The organism is Pseudomonas sp. GOM6, assembly GCF_029537485.1.
In the GTDB taxonomy this organism is placed as follows: domain Bacteria; phylum Pseudomonadota; class Gammaproteobacteria; order Pseudomonadales; family Pseudomonadaceae; genus Aquipseudomonas.
In genome coordinates this window covers 239,701-252,791 of sequence record NZ_JARPUS010000005.1, presented here as the reverse complement: position 1 = coordinate 252,791, position 13,091 = coordinate 239,701, and the positions used below count along the sequence as shown (strand labels likewise).

14 protein-coding genes are annotated in these 13,091 nt (G+C 56.8%); 6 read left to right on the top strand and 8 right to left on the bottom strand.

What is annotated here, in order from left to right:
* Positions 1–201: 201 nt before the first annotated feature.
* Positions 202–663 carry a hypothetical protein gene (locus P7A97_RS08685; RefSeq protein WP_277689537.1) on the top strand — a complete coding sequence of 154 codons (462 nt, stop codon included), beginning with the start codon at positions 202–204 and terminating at the stop codon, positions 661–663.
* Positions 664–700: 37 nt separating this feature from the next.
* On the opposite strand, the gene P7A97_RS08680 is transcribed toward P7A97_RS08685, so the two are convergent.
* The 6 genes from P7A97_RS08680 to P7A97_RS08655 form a co-directional block, all read right to left on the bottom strand.
* Positions 701–1,291, bottom strand: coding sequence for a hypothetical protein (locus P7A97_RS08680; RefSeq protein WP_277689536.1), 591 nt, complete (start codon positions 1,289–1,291; stop codon positions 701–703).
* Positions 1,292–1,306: 15 nt separating this feature from the next.
* Positions 1,307–2,356: a hypothetical protein gene (locus P7A97_RS08675; RefSeq protein WP_277689535.1), complete on the bottom strand. Its 1,050-nt coding sequence runs from the start codon at positions 2,354–2,356 to the stop codon at positions 1,307–1,309.
* Positions 2,357–3,079: 723 nt separating this feature from the next.
* Entirely contained in the window at positions 3,080–3,703 is a 624-nt protein-coding gene (locus tag P7A97_RS08670; protein WP_277689534.1) for an SOS response-associated peptidase, read from the bottom strand.
* A gap of 66 nt (positions 3,704–3,769) precedes the next feature.
* Positions 3,770–4,555 (bottom strand): hypothetical protein, encoded by a 786-nt coding sequence (locus P7A97_RS08665; protein ID WP_277689533.1) that lies wholly within the window; start codon positions 4,553–4,555, stop codon positions 3,770–3,772.
* 68 nt (positions 4,556–4,623) lie between these two features.
* Entirely contained in the window at positions 4,624–5,190 is a 567-nt protein-coding gene (locus P7A97_RS08660) for a hypothetical protein (protein WP_277689532.1), read from the bottom strand.
* 404 nt (positions 5,191–5,594) lie between these two features.
* Positions 5,595–5,948, bottom strand: coding sequence for a hypothetical protein (locus P7A97_RS08655; RefSeq protein WP_277689531.1), 354 nt, complete (start codon positions 5,946–5,948; stop codon positions 5,595–5,597).
* Between the two features lie 258 nt (positions 5,949–6,206).
* On the opposite strand from P7A97_RS08655, the gene P7A97_RS08650 reads away from it, so the two are divergent.
* Positions 6,207–6,656, top strand: coding sequence for a hypothetical protein (locus P7A97_RS08650; protein ID WP_277689530.1), 450 nt, complete (start codon positions 6,207–6,209; stop codon positions 6,654–6,656).
* A gap of 53 nt (positions 6,657–6,709) precedes the next feature.
* Positions 6,710–7,174: a hypothetical protein gene (locus P7A97_RS08645; protein ID WP_277689529.1), complete on the top strand. Its 465-nt coding sequence runs from the start codon at positions 6,710–6,712 to the stop codon at positions 7,172–7,174.
* An 857-nt stretch (positions 7,175–8,031) separates the two neighbouring features.
* Here P7A97_RS08645 and P7A97_RS08640 read toward each other — a convergent pair.
* Positions 8,032–9,006 carry a hypothetical protein gene (locus tag P7A97_RS08640; RefSeq protein WP_277689528.1) on the bottom strand — a complete coding sequence of 325 codons (975 nt, stop codon included), beginning with the start codon at positions 9,004–9,006 and terminating at the stop codon, positions 8,032–8,034.
* Between the two features lie 904 nt (positions 9,007–9,910).
* Between P7A97_RS08640 and P7A97_RS08635 the strand changes: the two genes are divergently transcribed.
* Complete coding sequence (locus P7A97_RS08635) at positions 9,911–10,357, top strand: hypothetical protein (RefSeq protein WP_277689527.1); 447 nt, start codon at positions 9,911–9,913, stop codon at positions 10,355–10,357.
* Positions 10,358–10,454: 97 nt separating this feature from the next.
* Positions 10,455–11,459 carry a nucleoid-associated protein YejK gene (gene yejK / locus P7A97_RS08630; protein WP_277689526.1) on the top strand — a complete coding sequence of 335 codons (1,005 nt, stop codon included), beginning with the start codon at positions 10,455–10,457 and terminating at the stop codon, positions 11,457–11,459.
* A gap of 441 nt (positions 11,460–11,900) precedes the next feature.
* Here the strand turns inward: yejK and P7A97_RS08625 are convergent, their stop codons facing one another.
* A complete protein-coding gene (locus tag P7A97_RS08625) occupies positions 11,901–12,458 on the bottom strand; it encodes a hypothetical protein (RefSeq protein WP_277689525.1) in 558 nt (185 codons plus the stop codon).
* A 127-nt stretch (positions 12,459–12,585) separates the two neighbouring features.
* On the opposite strand from P7A97_RS08625, the gene P7A97_RS08620 reads away from it, so the two are divergent.
* Entirely contained in the window at positions 12,586–13,008 is a 423-nt protein-coding gene (locus P7A97_RS08620; protein ID WP_277689524.1) for a GNAT family N-acetyltransferase, read from the top strand.
* Positions 13,009–13,091: the final 83 nt, after the last annotated feature.

Here is a 13,091-nt window from a genome sequence, read left to right as displayed (position 1 = left end):
CCCGTGGGTTGCGGCCGGACGGCCAGTAGGTGCTGCGTCTGCAGCTAGCTTTCCAGCCTCGACATCGAGGCAGGCAAGAAATCGCATCATCTACAAATGCCGCGTCAAACTCAAGCTCTGCCGGGCTAGCGGCACAAGCCTGGGAGCCCTTGCATAACCGGTAAAGCCCTGAAGATGGATGCTCGCACCAGGAGCATTGCCATGAAACTCAGCTACCCCAGACCACCAACCAGCATCGCACGGGAAATCGCCGCGCCACTCATCAAGAAGCGCTTCGTTGTGACCACAAAGGACACCAATGCCCTGCTTGCTGAGCTGAGGGCGCGAGGGCTTTCACATGAACATGCCTACTGCGGTGAAAGCTCTATGCATGCCGTGTCCGTTTTGACGGTTCTAGCCGATGAGAACCTTGCAAACGCCCAACAGCAGGCGATCGAGAAACGCATTGCCAAGATTCAAGCCGCGCTTGAGGACTCGATATCAAAGAGCATCTCCCGCTTCAACCCCGCACGACTTGGCGGGCGGGGCGCTGCCGGCCGACAGAGAGACCAGGCAAGAAGCGGTGAGCGCAGAGACATCATGCGCGTAGAGCTCTACCGCCTGCAGGCCGAGCTGAATCGGCGCCAGCAAGAGACCATGCCATCGCAGACAAACACACCCTAAGCAGATAAAAAAACCCGCCTTACGGCGGGTTAGGGGATCAAACCAAAGAAACGAGTATCTCTGAAGGTTCCGTGTCCAGATTGGACATCAAGAAACGGTAGCCCTTCAGCCCATCCTCGGCAAACCCGAGGTAACGAATCCGGTCGGCCAGGTCCATATACCGCCAGGTAGTACCCAAGGCATCGGCGAAGAAACTCATGGCATCGTTGAGCGCCCAATAGGCACAACGAATGACGGAGCCACTCCGCTCAGGCATGGTGCTATTGCGCAGCTTGAGCTGAAATCCCGGGTAGTCATTCAGTTCAAGAAGGCTTTTCAGGCGTTGAGTGTCAGCTGCTTCCATGTGGGTTGCGGCAATACGCTCAAGGAACTCTGTCGAGGCATTTTTGAACTCGGACTCTAGCGAGGCCAGCTGCTCAGCATTATGAGTCTTCAAGCGCTCGATATCGCCCTCATGATCAATAAGGCCATGACGTGTTTGTGTAGACATAGGGTTCTCCAGTTTGTCGACGGGAGCCCCAGCCCCAAAGGGGACTAGAAGCCCCCAAGGGTTGTTAAGTGCTTGGATACAAGCTTTTTTCCAGCGACTGGCACCAGCCGCCGAGGAAATCCGTTGATAGCTGCTCACGATCCATGCCTCCGGCTAGAGGCGGGAAAGTAACTTCTGCGCCATAGCGACCAGGTCGCTTCGAGACCACGGAGTGGCCAAAGCTACAGCCATGAAGCTGGCTCCAGCAGCGGCTCCACCCCCCGCGCCGGTACGAATACTGAGGGTGCCAAGAGCATCGCCATTATTTATCAGCAGCTCAGTGGCCGACACATGCAGCACCTCCCACGAGGTGATCGGGGCCTGGCCCGCTGCGTGGAGCATGACCCTCTGCCCTACCTGTGCCCGCTTGAGGGCACCAGGCTGGATGTCAAACAGGTCATAGCGAGGTAAGCCACTGGCGAGGAGGCTCCAGTGTTCATAGTCCCAACCAGGCAGATCGAAGTCACTTTCCCCCAAGACGACGCACTCGACCTGGGCTGCGAGGTCCACGCAATGCCCGCTCGGACTGAAATGGGCAACCATGTCATCGCACAGCCGGTGCGCAACGTATCCAGATCCAACCTCCTCGCGGACGATCCAGAACTTGCCTCCGGCCACAAAGTATTGACCCAAGGTCAGGCTCAGGATGGCCTGCTCGCCGGCATTGAAATGCACCTGGTTGGTACCGGGGCGCCCATTGGCATGGAAGAAGTCGAGGCTGGTGGTAATGCCAAGCTCACGGAAGACCATGTAGCTCGACACCGCACTCGAACGCTCAGTCGGGAGGAACCGAAGACCATCGTCTATGGCCTCCACAATGAATGGACTGCCATCGAACAGACCTACACCTGACAGGTCGAGCTCAACCTCAGGCCAGCCACCTTCCCCTTTAAGCACGATTGCGCGGTAACCCGCCGGGAGTACTTCGATCACTTCGAGCCAAGCCACGTGATCAGCGTGCGAATTACAGGCGGCAAAGAGTCGATCCTTCACCCGCAAGCGATGCAAAGCCGGCATGTTAGGACCGAACTCAACGACCCCCATTGCAGGTGAGCGAAGAGTCGATTCGAAGAGCACATCCTCAACCACCGAGAGCTTTAGCCCCGAATTGTTGCCTGTGAGGCCAGCGCTAGCCGCGTTAGGCGATTTCAGCATGCTGTTCATCAGAGGATCCCTGGATTTGTGATAGATCCAGATTACCCACCGCACAGCGCAGAACACCCCCTATTAGGCCCCTTTAGGGGGACAGCCCAACTGGTGGCGCAAGGGTTGCAGTTCGAGGAACCCATGTTTCCCTGTTCTGAAACCGGGGAACTCTTGATGAACAGCGCGAAGCCCAACCTCATTGCATTTCAACCAGCCAGGGACCCCAAAGGGCCTGATGGACAGGGCCGGAATCGCCTCTCGATCAATACTGTCGACCCGACCGACCGCTGCAAGCTCAGGCCGACCACCCGTCAGGCCGCCCTCGATCTTGGTCGGGGAATGGCCGCGTTCGGCTGCATTACCACCTTTGCCCCATGCGAGGGCTCGAAATGCGCTGGCTGCGCTCATAACCGTGAGCGCGACCCGTGGGTGTCGTCGTGGGTGCTGAGCGAAGACAAGCAACGAGGTGGCGTGTGGCTTATGGGTAGCCGAAAGCCCGATGCCCAGGGGCACTTTTACAGCGACTGGCATGAGCTCTCACAGCATGTGGAGTTACCACACCTAACAAGAGTGATGGACCCCCACTGGGGCGCAATCTACATCGAGACCGGGGTTGCGAGCGAACTGGCTTGCCAGGGCAGAAACCCACTACCTCACTGAGAGCTTCCGCTTTGGCCCAGCCGCGGCTCATGTGGCAAACATCATTCTGGCGCTCACGGATCGCTGAAGCAGTCAGCGTAGCTAGCCGGTGGCCTCAGCCTGCAGGCGCTCAGCGGGGTATTGGCGCAGAAAGGCGGCGCTCTCACCTGCGGGCACCGTCAGCCAATCCTGGATAGCGCCAGAAGCGAGCATGACAACCATCCGTTTCTCATCCTCAGGCCGGTGGTAGTGCCTCATCAGATCGTGCTGGTCGGCATTTATCGTCAGCATCGTGTACGAGTTCACCTGAAGTCCTTCCGCGTCCGACCATGACTCCCATAAGCCGGCAATCAGGATGAGGCCGCCATCACGGCGAGTAATCCTGGTCGGGGTGGACTTGCCCGATCGCCAGTCAGGCTCATAGATCGCCTCTGCAGGGATGATGCAGTGCCTGGCCTGCCGCCATGCGGCCCGGAAAGAGGGTTTCTCGGCTGCAGTTTCGCTTCTGCAGTTGTAGGTGCGCCTCGCCAGCTTTACATCCTTCGCCCAGTGCGGCAGCAGGCCGAATGTGCCAGTGGAGACAGACAGTCCACCAGAGTCGCCACCTGACGTGAGGTAGTAGCCCCGATGGCCTGGCCAGAGGTCAGTTTGGACCGGACCGTCCGGCCGTATACCGAACGCGTGATGAATACGGTCGGCAGTTGGACCCTCGTAATGACTGCACATTGCGAAGCCCTCGATGGGGTCATGGGGCCAAAAAAAATGGCACCCGGTGAGGGTGCCATTCTAGGGTCAATCAACCGCGATCGCCTCATGACGAAGGGGTTGCCAGGACTCAACCTTGGCATTGGGAACAACTACCAGGGTATCGAGGCCCAGATGATTTTCTTCAGCGACCACCTCAAGAGCGTAGGCCTTCATCCACGCATCCAGTTCCAACCTGGTCCGGAAGGCAGTGAAAGCGCCGCCATTGAGCTGGACGGTGAACATGTAACCAACGCCCTGGGGGGCGATATGGCACAGCACTGTTAAAAGCTTGCGCTTCAGGTAGGCGTTTTTGAGAATCCGCCCCATGTAGTCATCGCTAGGGCGGTTGCCGCAGCGAGTTACACAAAATCCGCCGCGGTACACATCACCCCATGCGTATTCTTCAGGGAACCAGAACTCACGTTCGGTACTGAGCGCCTGCTTCTTGTCAGCCAGAAGACGCTCAACGGTCACCTCCTCCGACTTCCAGTAAAGCGCTGGACCTTCCCCCTTGTACTCCCACAAAGGGACTTCCAGGACGAACTCCTCGCCATTACCAGCGCCAGCCATCCCATTTTTCCAACGCCAAAAATTGACCTTAGTGGTCAACCCGGTGGGATGGAGATCAGGGACATTGAAGAGGCCAGGGCCGCCACCGCAACTGACATACATATCAGTGCGAAACGCCCGGTAGTTAAACGTCAGATCGTTGTTACCACCGCGAAAACTGCCGCCGATAACGCCGATGTCACCCGGCACCGCGCCGGCGTAGTCGCCGGTGAGGATTACTGCATCACCTGCACGAGGCAGGGCGTTCTGTTTGGCATTCATGTGGAACTCCAGGCTTGCTGGAGCACACCACCCCAAAGGGGCAGCGTGCCCCAAGAGGGTGGGTTAGGTTAAAGCTCGATCTTCTTGAAATCGTTTACTTCGCAAGATTCGAGCTTGCGTAGTTCCTTATGGATGTCCTTTTCGGTCGGGTTAACCATCCAGATTGACACCTGGTAGTCATCACCACCGCTGGCGGGATGGATCCATGCATCAATGCGGTGAGTGAAGCCCTGCTTTTTCAGTCGAGCATCCTTTCGCTTCAGCTTTTGCTCCTCCTTTGCTTGCTCAGCTTCACACTCAGCTCGAAGCTGCTTGAGGAAACAGCGCTCACAGACTCCGCCCCGGTTCGACAAGCAGGTCGACGGATCGAAAGCAGGTTGAGAACACTTTTTACATGGACAAACCTTGAGCTCCTGAATCAAGGCCATCGCGTGGCTCTCTTCAGCATCATCAAAGAGGATCGCTTTATTGGTAACCATCGTCCAATCACCACTTTCAAGCTCAACACGGAACTGAAGGCCGTAGCCTGGATACATCCAGCTACATGGCGATATCTCAGCCTTGAATGGAGCGGGCTGCATACCCTCAGGGCCAGTCAGTTCGCCAGTTAGGACGGTGTTCTTTTCGAGTTTCATAGGGGTATCTCCGTGTTTTAGACGGCCCCCTAGCCCCAGCGGGATAGGGGCCCGCGAGGGTGGTTTTACGAGGAAATCCTCTTTTACAGCAGTGTGGACGTTGCGCGTGTGAAATCTGTACAGCCGGCCATGAAAAGCTGCCGACGTATCAGGTCTTCGTTTGGCTCAACCATCCAAATCGCAATCTGGACCTCACCCCGCTTGGGGGCTTGCTTCCAGGCCTCGATCCGATGGGTGTATCCAGAAGACTTGTACAAAGCATTCAGCTCTGACACCTCCTCCGAGGACACAGCTTTTTCGCCACGACTTGTTGAAGCAATGACGAACGGCGCAGTAGCGAATGAGCCTATACGGCAGGAGTTTCTGAAGCTCATAGAGGTGCTCCGGGAGTAGGAAGGTTGAAGTTAATCACCAACGACAATGCCATGGTTGAGCGATGGCCAGCCTTTGCTGGTGAGGATGCCTATAACCTCCAAGGCGCCCCCTTGAGCGTTAGTCCAGCGGACGCAGTAAGAGCGATCGGCTGGCCGTTCATCTGCATCCATCGTGTAGACATTGATAGACCAACCGGCCACCGCAGACAGAAACCCAGCGTCCTCCATAGCGCTGCTTGCGTAAGCAATTAGACGCTTCGCCAAACCAGGGCTAATGCTCTGATCGGTTTCACTGAGGAACTTCGGCAGGGATCGACCACCCATGTCAAAGCGGGACGGCCCGAGTTGAAGCACGGTAGTGGTGAAAGGTTGTGAGGTAGACATTGTGCGACTCCAGAATGGAGGGAAATCGCACGCCCCGACCGGGACGTTTGAAGTCCCGAAGGGTTTAAGAAGTGCTGCTGAGCAGCTAAGAGAGCAACCGAGGTTGCCATCAATCAACAGGCGGCATGCCTGTTGAGAGATTCAAAGTGCGTGAGCACATGGTTTGAACAAGTCTAATGCCCAGGAGCAGTGGTGTTCAAGGCTCTTGCATCTCTCCAGACCAGGTCAAGATGAAGTCAGTGAATCGGGACTGAGACCATGACCGACCGAATGAAAAACCTTGCTGACCAAGTCCGTGCCTCTCATGACGCCAAGGCGCTTTCCGCCTACATGGCTAGCGAGTTTCAGCCGGCCAATGACATCGAAGCGAGCCTTACCTGCGAGCCAGAGCGCTACATCACGGAGTTTCCCTCCGATCTGGATCAGCGCATCAAAGCGCTCAAGGTCCGCCTTGAAGGCGAGGAAGAGCGGTACCGAAAGGACTTTGCCCGGTACTCCAAGATCATGACCGAAGGCCTGTCTGCCCTTACCGACCTGGAGATTGCCTACAACGGCAATTGTGATCCGGTGATGGCTGTCCGCTCGCCACTGCTGATCCTTGGCAGCCACATAGCCTTCGGCAAGACGATGATCCCATTCCTGCGAGAACAGCTGGCCACCTGCCTTAAAGCGCGTTCTGCCGCCGGCGAACAACTGGCGATGTTCTGAATCGACCACACGATCAAAGATTTTGGGCGGGGCTAGCTCCGCAAGGACACCACGTGAATTTCAACCTCCTCGATACAGACCGGAACTATCTGCACATGAGCGATGGATTCTACTTCGACCCCCAGCCATGGCTGGCTAGCGAAAATCCTTTCGTACGGCGAATGTCGATGAACCTGCAGCTGGGCACAAAGCTCACCGGCTTCAGCACAGCGGCCCTCAACGACCTGCTGAGCACGGCAATGACCCAACGGGATGAGGCGATTACCCTCGATATCCAGCGAGGTGAAACCGGTGACTTCGAGGTTGAAGTGATTGGCGTTTTCGACTTCTACATTGCACCGGCAGAGTCCGACACTGCAGCCAACCTGGCCATGGCCCTGGCAAAGACTGGCGAGAGTCGACCGCAATTCATCGTCACAGTCGCCCCGGACGCACGGTTCTGGATCCACAGTGAGCAGGCACTGGCCTCAGGCATAGAGGACTGGGCCAGCATCTGGCAGGCCGAACGAGGGGTATAGCGAGCAGGAAAAAAGCCGGCATGAGCCGGCTTTATTCATTCTGACCGATCAAGGTGGGTAAGCCTCACCCGACTGGACGAAGGATCGAAGACGCAGGAAAAGGACATTCTCGTGAGGTCCCCATTGTCATCCTCGAACCTGACTGCATCGCCAATCAGCTGTAGGCTGCCTTTCCCCTGGTCATGCCACCTGGTGAGGACTTTCCCAAAGCCCTCATCATCCCAGACAGCCCCGTTCTTAGCCGCAGCCTCAACCACGTGACGGCAGCCAGCCTCTCCCTTTGCCCCATAACGCCCGACCCAGCAGGCTAGATCGCCTCGACAGATAGCGGCCTCACCTTCTGTCATTACCGCGGGTTTCGGGGCACGCAGCCCAAGCCAAGCGGTCGCCACTACCAGGAACAGCGCAATCCACCAGCGGTAGGTGACCAGCTGACTCTTCAAGCGATCGACGGAAGCCTTCGCATCGACATTGGCCGTATCGATAGCACGACCAAGGCTCGATGCCTCCGGCCCTTGCGCCTTTTGCTTTCGTTTTCGCACGTCACACCCCAGTTGCAGCCAGATCAGCCATGACAATTTCGCATCTTCGGGCCAGGGTGGGGCGGCAATTCGGGCACCCGGAAGGGGCCAGACCTACCCGCTCCGCTCTCCCACCTGCTTCGATTCCACGCGCAGTACGAAATAGATGAGACAGGCTTTAGCTCAGGTGAGAGAACGAAATAGATGAGAATTGAACGAATATTCTGAGACAAGGAAACCCATGGAGCGGGCAAAAAAATGCCCCGTAGAACGGGGCTAAGATCTGAAGCACACCACCACTGGTGTTCCTGGACGGGGAAAGCCCCGATTGTCTATTTACTCTGCCGCAGGGTCCTGACCCTCGGTCTCGGCCTGCACTTGAGAAGCCGCCTTCTTCTGGGATGCCGCCTCTTTGTCGGCAATAGTCTTCAGCAGGTCCTTGATCAACGCCTGGGTTTCAGCGCCGAGCTGGGAGAATGCAGGGTCGCTGCTCACAGCCTTAGCTGCATCGTAGAGGGGCTCTGCCTGGCGCTTGACGTGTTTGGCCAGGCTGGCGCCCGGCAGGAAGGAGGCAGTCACACTCTTCTTGCCAGCAGCCTTCGATGCCACGAGGCCGGCCTTGAGCATTTCGACCGCTTTCGGACCATATTTGCGCATCGTCTCGACTGCAGTGTTCAAGGCAACTTCGCCAGCCTGGATCATCGCCACGATGCTGAGGGGGGCGCTAATTGCCTCCAGCAGGAGGCCCACGTACTCGGGTGTAATCCCGGTTTTCTCGGCAATCTCAGCCTCTGACATCCCATAGTTGAACAGGCGCTTACAGGCGATTGCCTTCTCATAAGGGGTCAGGTCTTTGCCGGAGTTGCTGCGGATCAGTCCTACTGTCAGATCCTTGATGTCCATGCCCTTCGATGGAAGGGTCACGCAGGAAATTTGCTTGATTTCTGCGCCTTCGGAGATGGCCAGCTTAACGGCAGCTATACGGCAATGGCCGTCCGTGATGTATGCGCCCAGCTCTCCATTGCGATCCAGGATGGCAACCTCGATCGGCTTCGACATCTTGTAGCCGCCAACCTTCATCGAATCCGCAAGCTGACGAATGTGGGCTTTCAGGCCTTCATCGTCGATTCGGACATTAAGCCCTGGAAGGATCTGCAGCGTCTCCAAATCCTTGGCTTCAATCTTCCAGAGGTCGGCAGAAGGCGTTTTGCCCATGAACTTCTTGATTCCGCCGAAGAACAGGTCCTCAGAAAAATCGTCGGAAGGGATCGCTTCAGTTGTCAGGGTGAGTTCAGCTGCTTGGATGGTCATCGTCGTTTTTCCTTGTGGTGGTGTCGGGGCTTTGCCCTCTGATGACTTTCATCCTAACCACCTCCTGAAATCTGCAACCCCCTGTACTGGCGCACCCTGCAGGCCATCAAGCACACTGCCGATTGGCAATATCCAACTAATTACAGGGTCGCCGCACTGCAGACTGGCAATACACCCCAAAAATCATGGGCGCTGGCAATAATGAGTAAATCTCTACCTCATAAATAGGTCTCAACCTTCCAGAGGCATCCCAGATCTACCTCAAAAATAGGTTCCAGCCCTTCTGACCAGGTTTCACTACCTCAAAGGTAGGCAGAAGTCCCTTTTTGAGGCGACAGATGCATCAGCGCCAGCTTTCGTCAAGGCATCAAAGGGCCACTTTCACGGAAAATCCACATGATTTTTCTATTATCGAGAGCAGTTGATGTAGCGACAATGATGCTTCATGCCTTTGAGGTAAATGTCGCCTATACATGAGGTAGAGAGACCTAGCTTTGAAGTAGCTCCACCTATTTTTGAGGTAGGCCTCACAGGGCCTGGCCCAGTATCTGGGCGTAACTGGCTGCATGGTGATAGACGAACGTGTCACATTGCCATGCTAGAAAAAGCCATATACAGCGCGCCGAAAACGTACAATTTGGCTTTAAAGTAGTCAGCCAGGACTCCAAAAGGCCCCGATAGGCCATGGCCGTCTAATCCAAACTTTGCTGGAAAACGAATGCAGTCAAACCGAGTCCCCTCCCTAAACTCGATCGCGACCTCAATGCGATCAACTGAAGCTCCCCCCATATTTCAAAGGGACAGGGAGCGCGTGAGCCTTGAGCACAACTGCTTTTGCGTCAGCCTCCTTTTCAATGGGAGACCCGGCAAGGAAAAGCATGTAACCCTGGTCCATGGTCGCTGCATGAACGACATCATCGACCAGGGTGCAACCATCAAACTCGCCCCATGGCACTACACCAAAGACAACCCCTTCCCTCAGCTGCACATCTTTGAAGTGCATGGCCGGGATCTCTCTGGCTGGTGGGCTGAAATAGAGCCCAACGTAATGGCTTTCCTTCCCTTCGCAGGCAGAACCGGACTAGATGCGAACGATGTCGCCTGCCTCATCGCTGAGTCGCAGTTTCCGTCAAAGGCACTGGTCATCTGGTGCGAAGATCGACTGAAGGAAAGTAACTTCTGCAGCGACGATGTCATTGCATCATTGCCGAGCGATCTTCTTGACTGCGTTGGCCCTTCCTTCGCTTGCGGGAAGAGAAAACTCTCAATCGCAAACGACCGCGGCCTAGACTCCCGCCCCCTCTTCTCCGTCTACGAGATCGACAGGGATCTGGTTCGCAGCGTGGCTTAATCTCCCTCCGGCCTTAAGACCAAATCTCTACCTGAACTCGGCTTGCACCTTCCCAAGCTCGTGTGACGATTGCTGGGTCTACCTAAAGAGGCCAGCTATGCCAATCCGCCAAATCGAGATTCACCACATCCACAAGCTGCCGGACGGCAGCCCTTCAGTCCTCACTGCAGCAGCTGCCCCACTTCCACTCTCAGAACCGGTCGAGAACCTGCTGGCTGACCTCAACGAGGCCTACAACGCCAAGCAGGGGAAAGCCTGGGGCCTGTTCCATGAAAGCTCCGGCGCCTATCCGCTGAGTGGCTGGCTAAAGGACTACTTGGACGGTGGTTCTGATTTCTCCACTTTCAGCCGCAGTGCGGCAGAACACCTGCAGCGACTGATGGAAGAGTCCAACATGGCCACCGGTGGCCATGTTCTGATTGCTCACTACGTACAGGGCATGACCGACTACCTGGCCATCGCGCTTCTGCATCACAACCAGGGCATCGCAGTTACTGAAGCACTGAACGTGGCGCCGGCCCTGCATCTGGATCTGAGCCAGCTTCACCTGGCCGCCCGGATCAACTTGTCGGAATGGCAGAACAACGCCAAATCCAAGCAGTACATCTCGTTCATCAAGGGCAAGGGCGGTCGCAAGGTGACCGACTACTTCCGAGACTTCATCGGCTGCCAGGAGGGTGTCGATGCTCCTAGCGAGACCCGCACGCTGCTGAAAGCCTTCAGCGACTTTGTGGAGAGCGAGGACTTGCCGGAGGATGCCGCACGGGAGAAGACCGATACCCTGGTCGACTATGCGACAAGCCAAGCTAAGATCGGCCAACCAATCACCCTGGAAGAGCTCTCAGGCCTGATTGACGAGGACCGACCGAAAGCCTTCTACGACCACATCCGCAACAAGGACTACGGCATGGCGCCGGAATTCCCAGCGGACAAAAAGACCCTGAACCACTTCCGCCGCTTTACCGGCCGTGCCGAAGGCCTGTCGATCAGCTTCGACTCTCACCTGCTGGGTAGCGCCATCGAGTTCGATGAGGATCGGAACACCCTCACGATCCGAAACGTGCCGACACAGCTGAAAGACCAGCTCAAGCGGGCGAAATAAAGCCAAACCCACAGCAGGGGCCTAACTCAGGCCCCATATTCGTTGCGCCGAGAGACGATGTGATCAAACGAGAGGGCTCTTTGATGTCTAACCCCATTGCACGTACTCCCTGGCTTGTCCGTGGCCTAGAAATCACTGGCTGCTGCCTTGGCATCACTGGAGCTATGGTGCTGAGCCTGAAGGTGACTGGCTTTGAGTACAGCTGGCTCCTGCTCACCCTCAGCTCCGTAGCGACTTCAGCGTTTGCCTTTTACATCAGGGCATGGGGGCTGATGACCCAGCAACTATTCTTCACCTGCTGCAACTCAGTGGGGGCCTGGACCTGGCTCATCCTGCCCGCACTCCAGAGCGGGAATGTCTCCATACCAGGGCTTTCTTGATGATGCCGGCGCTCAGCCGATCGCTGTGGGCGATAGCTTCACCTGGTGGGGAACAAGGCTTCTAGATTGTGAGCGCTCTGGCGCCAGCAAGAATCTGCTCTCGAATTTCTGACTGGGTGTGTTCGCGATCAATCCCATCCGCTCCGCGCTGTATGAACCCGTGCGGTAGCAGTGCAATCACCTTCCGGACGCCACATGCATACGCCGCAACCAAGCCGGCGAGGTCTGCTCCGGTTTGACAGCCGGATCGAACGGTCACCAGGGGCCAGTGCTCATGCACCAGCGCCAGCACCTGGTACACCCACTGATTGAGGCTGGACTGGGTCCAGTTAGCCTGCAGGGTGTAGATCCCATTGCCCGCAACATTCAAGACACGTGCATCGTGGTACCTGAGGGCCTTGTACAGTAGGCGGGCCGCCTCAACCGGTGGCTGCCCAAGCGGCACAGCAACGAACTTTGCGCCCGCCATCTTTTTGGTCAGGCGCTCGCCGGCCGTTGAGTAGTCCTGCGCGAAAGCAACAGTCAGATCCGCCCCCAAAGCGTTTTCAGCAGTGCGGGGGGAATAGCTCGGCAACTTGTGCTGCAGGACCTGCAGGATGGGTTCGGGATGATTGGTCATGCTTTCCATTCTGCCATTGCCGCAAGAAGTGCAACCGGTCGGCCGAGCCGCAAGGCGGGCCAAACCTCGCGCACAACGGTCCGTCGCCAGCCGATCATAGCCATGAACCTCGATCGTGGAGATCAGCATGGAACATCAGGCTATCGAACTGGGCGCCCCTGGTGGTGTGCTGTCTGGCTATGCGTGTGAAGCGGGAGATCAGGAGCTCCTGGACTACCTGGACGAGCTCGGCTCAGACGGAGAAGCTATCGTTGGGCTCCTGAACAAGCAGTGCCCGATTGTGGCGGTCATACAGCGGATCTTTGTAGATGAGCCGATGCGCCGGCGCGGCCTCGGCAGCCGGCTGATGACTCACTTCTTTGAGAAGGCTGAAAACCTTGGCGCCGCAGCGATCATCATCAATGCGCCCGACTCAGATCACGGGAGTGAAGGGGTTGAACTGGCCGCCTGGCTTGAATCCTACGGGTTCGCCCCCGCTAGCCGCGTGAATGACGGCGCGATCTACATTTTCCCTGCAGCGGTCGCATCTGCGGTGGAAGACGAGGTGTAGTTGACGCAATGCGTTGCCAGCGGCTTCGTGGGAAGTAGTTTCGCATGGGCTTTACGATCCCAATAAAATGAAAAAGCCCGGCC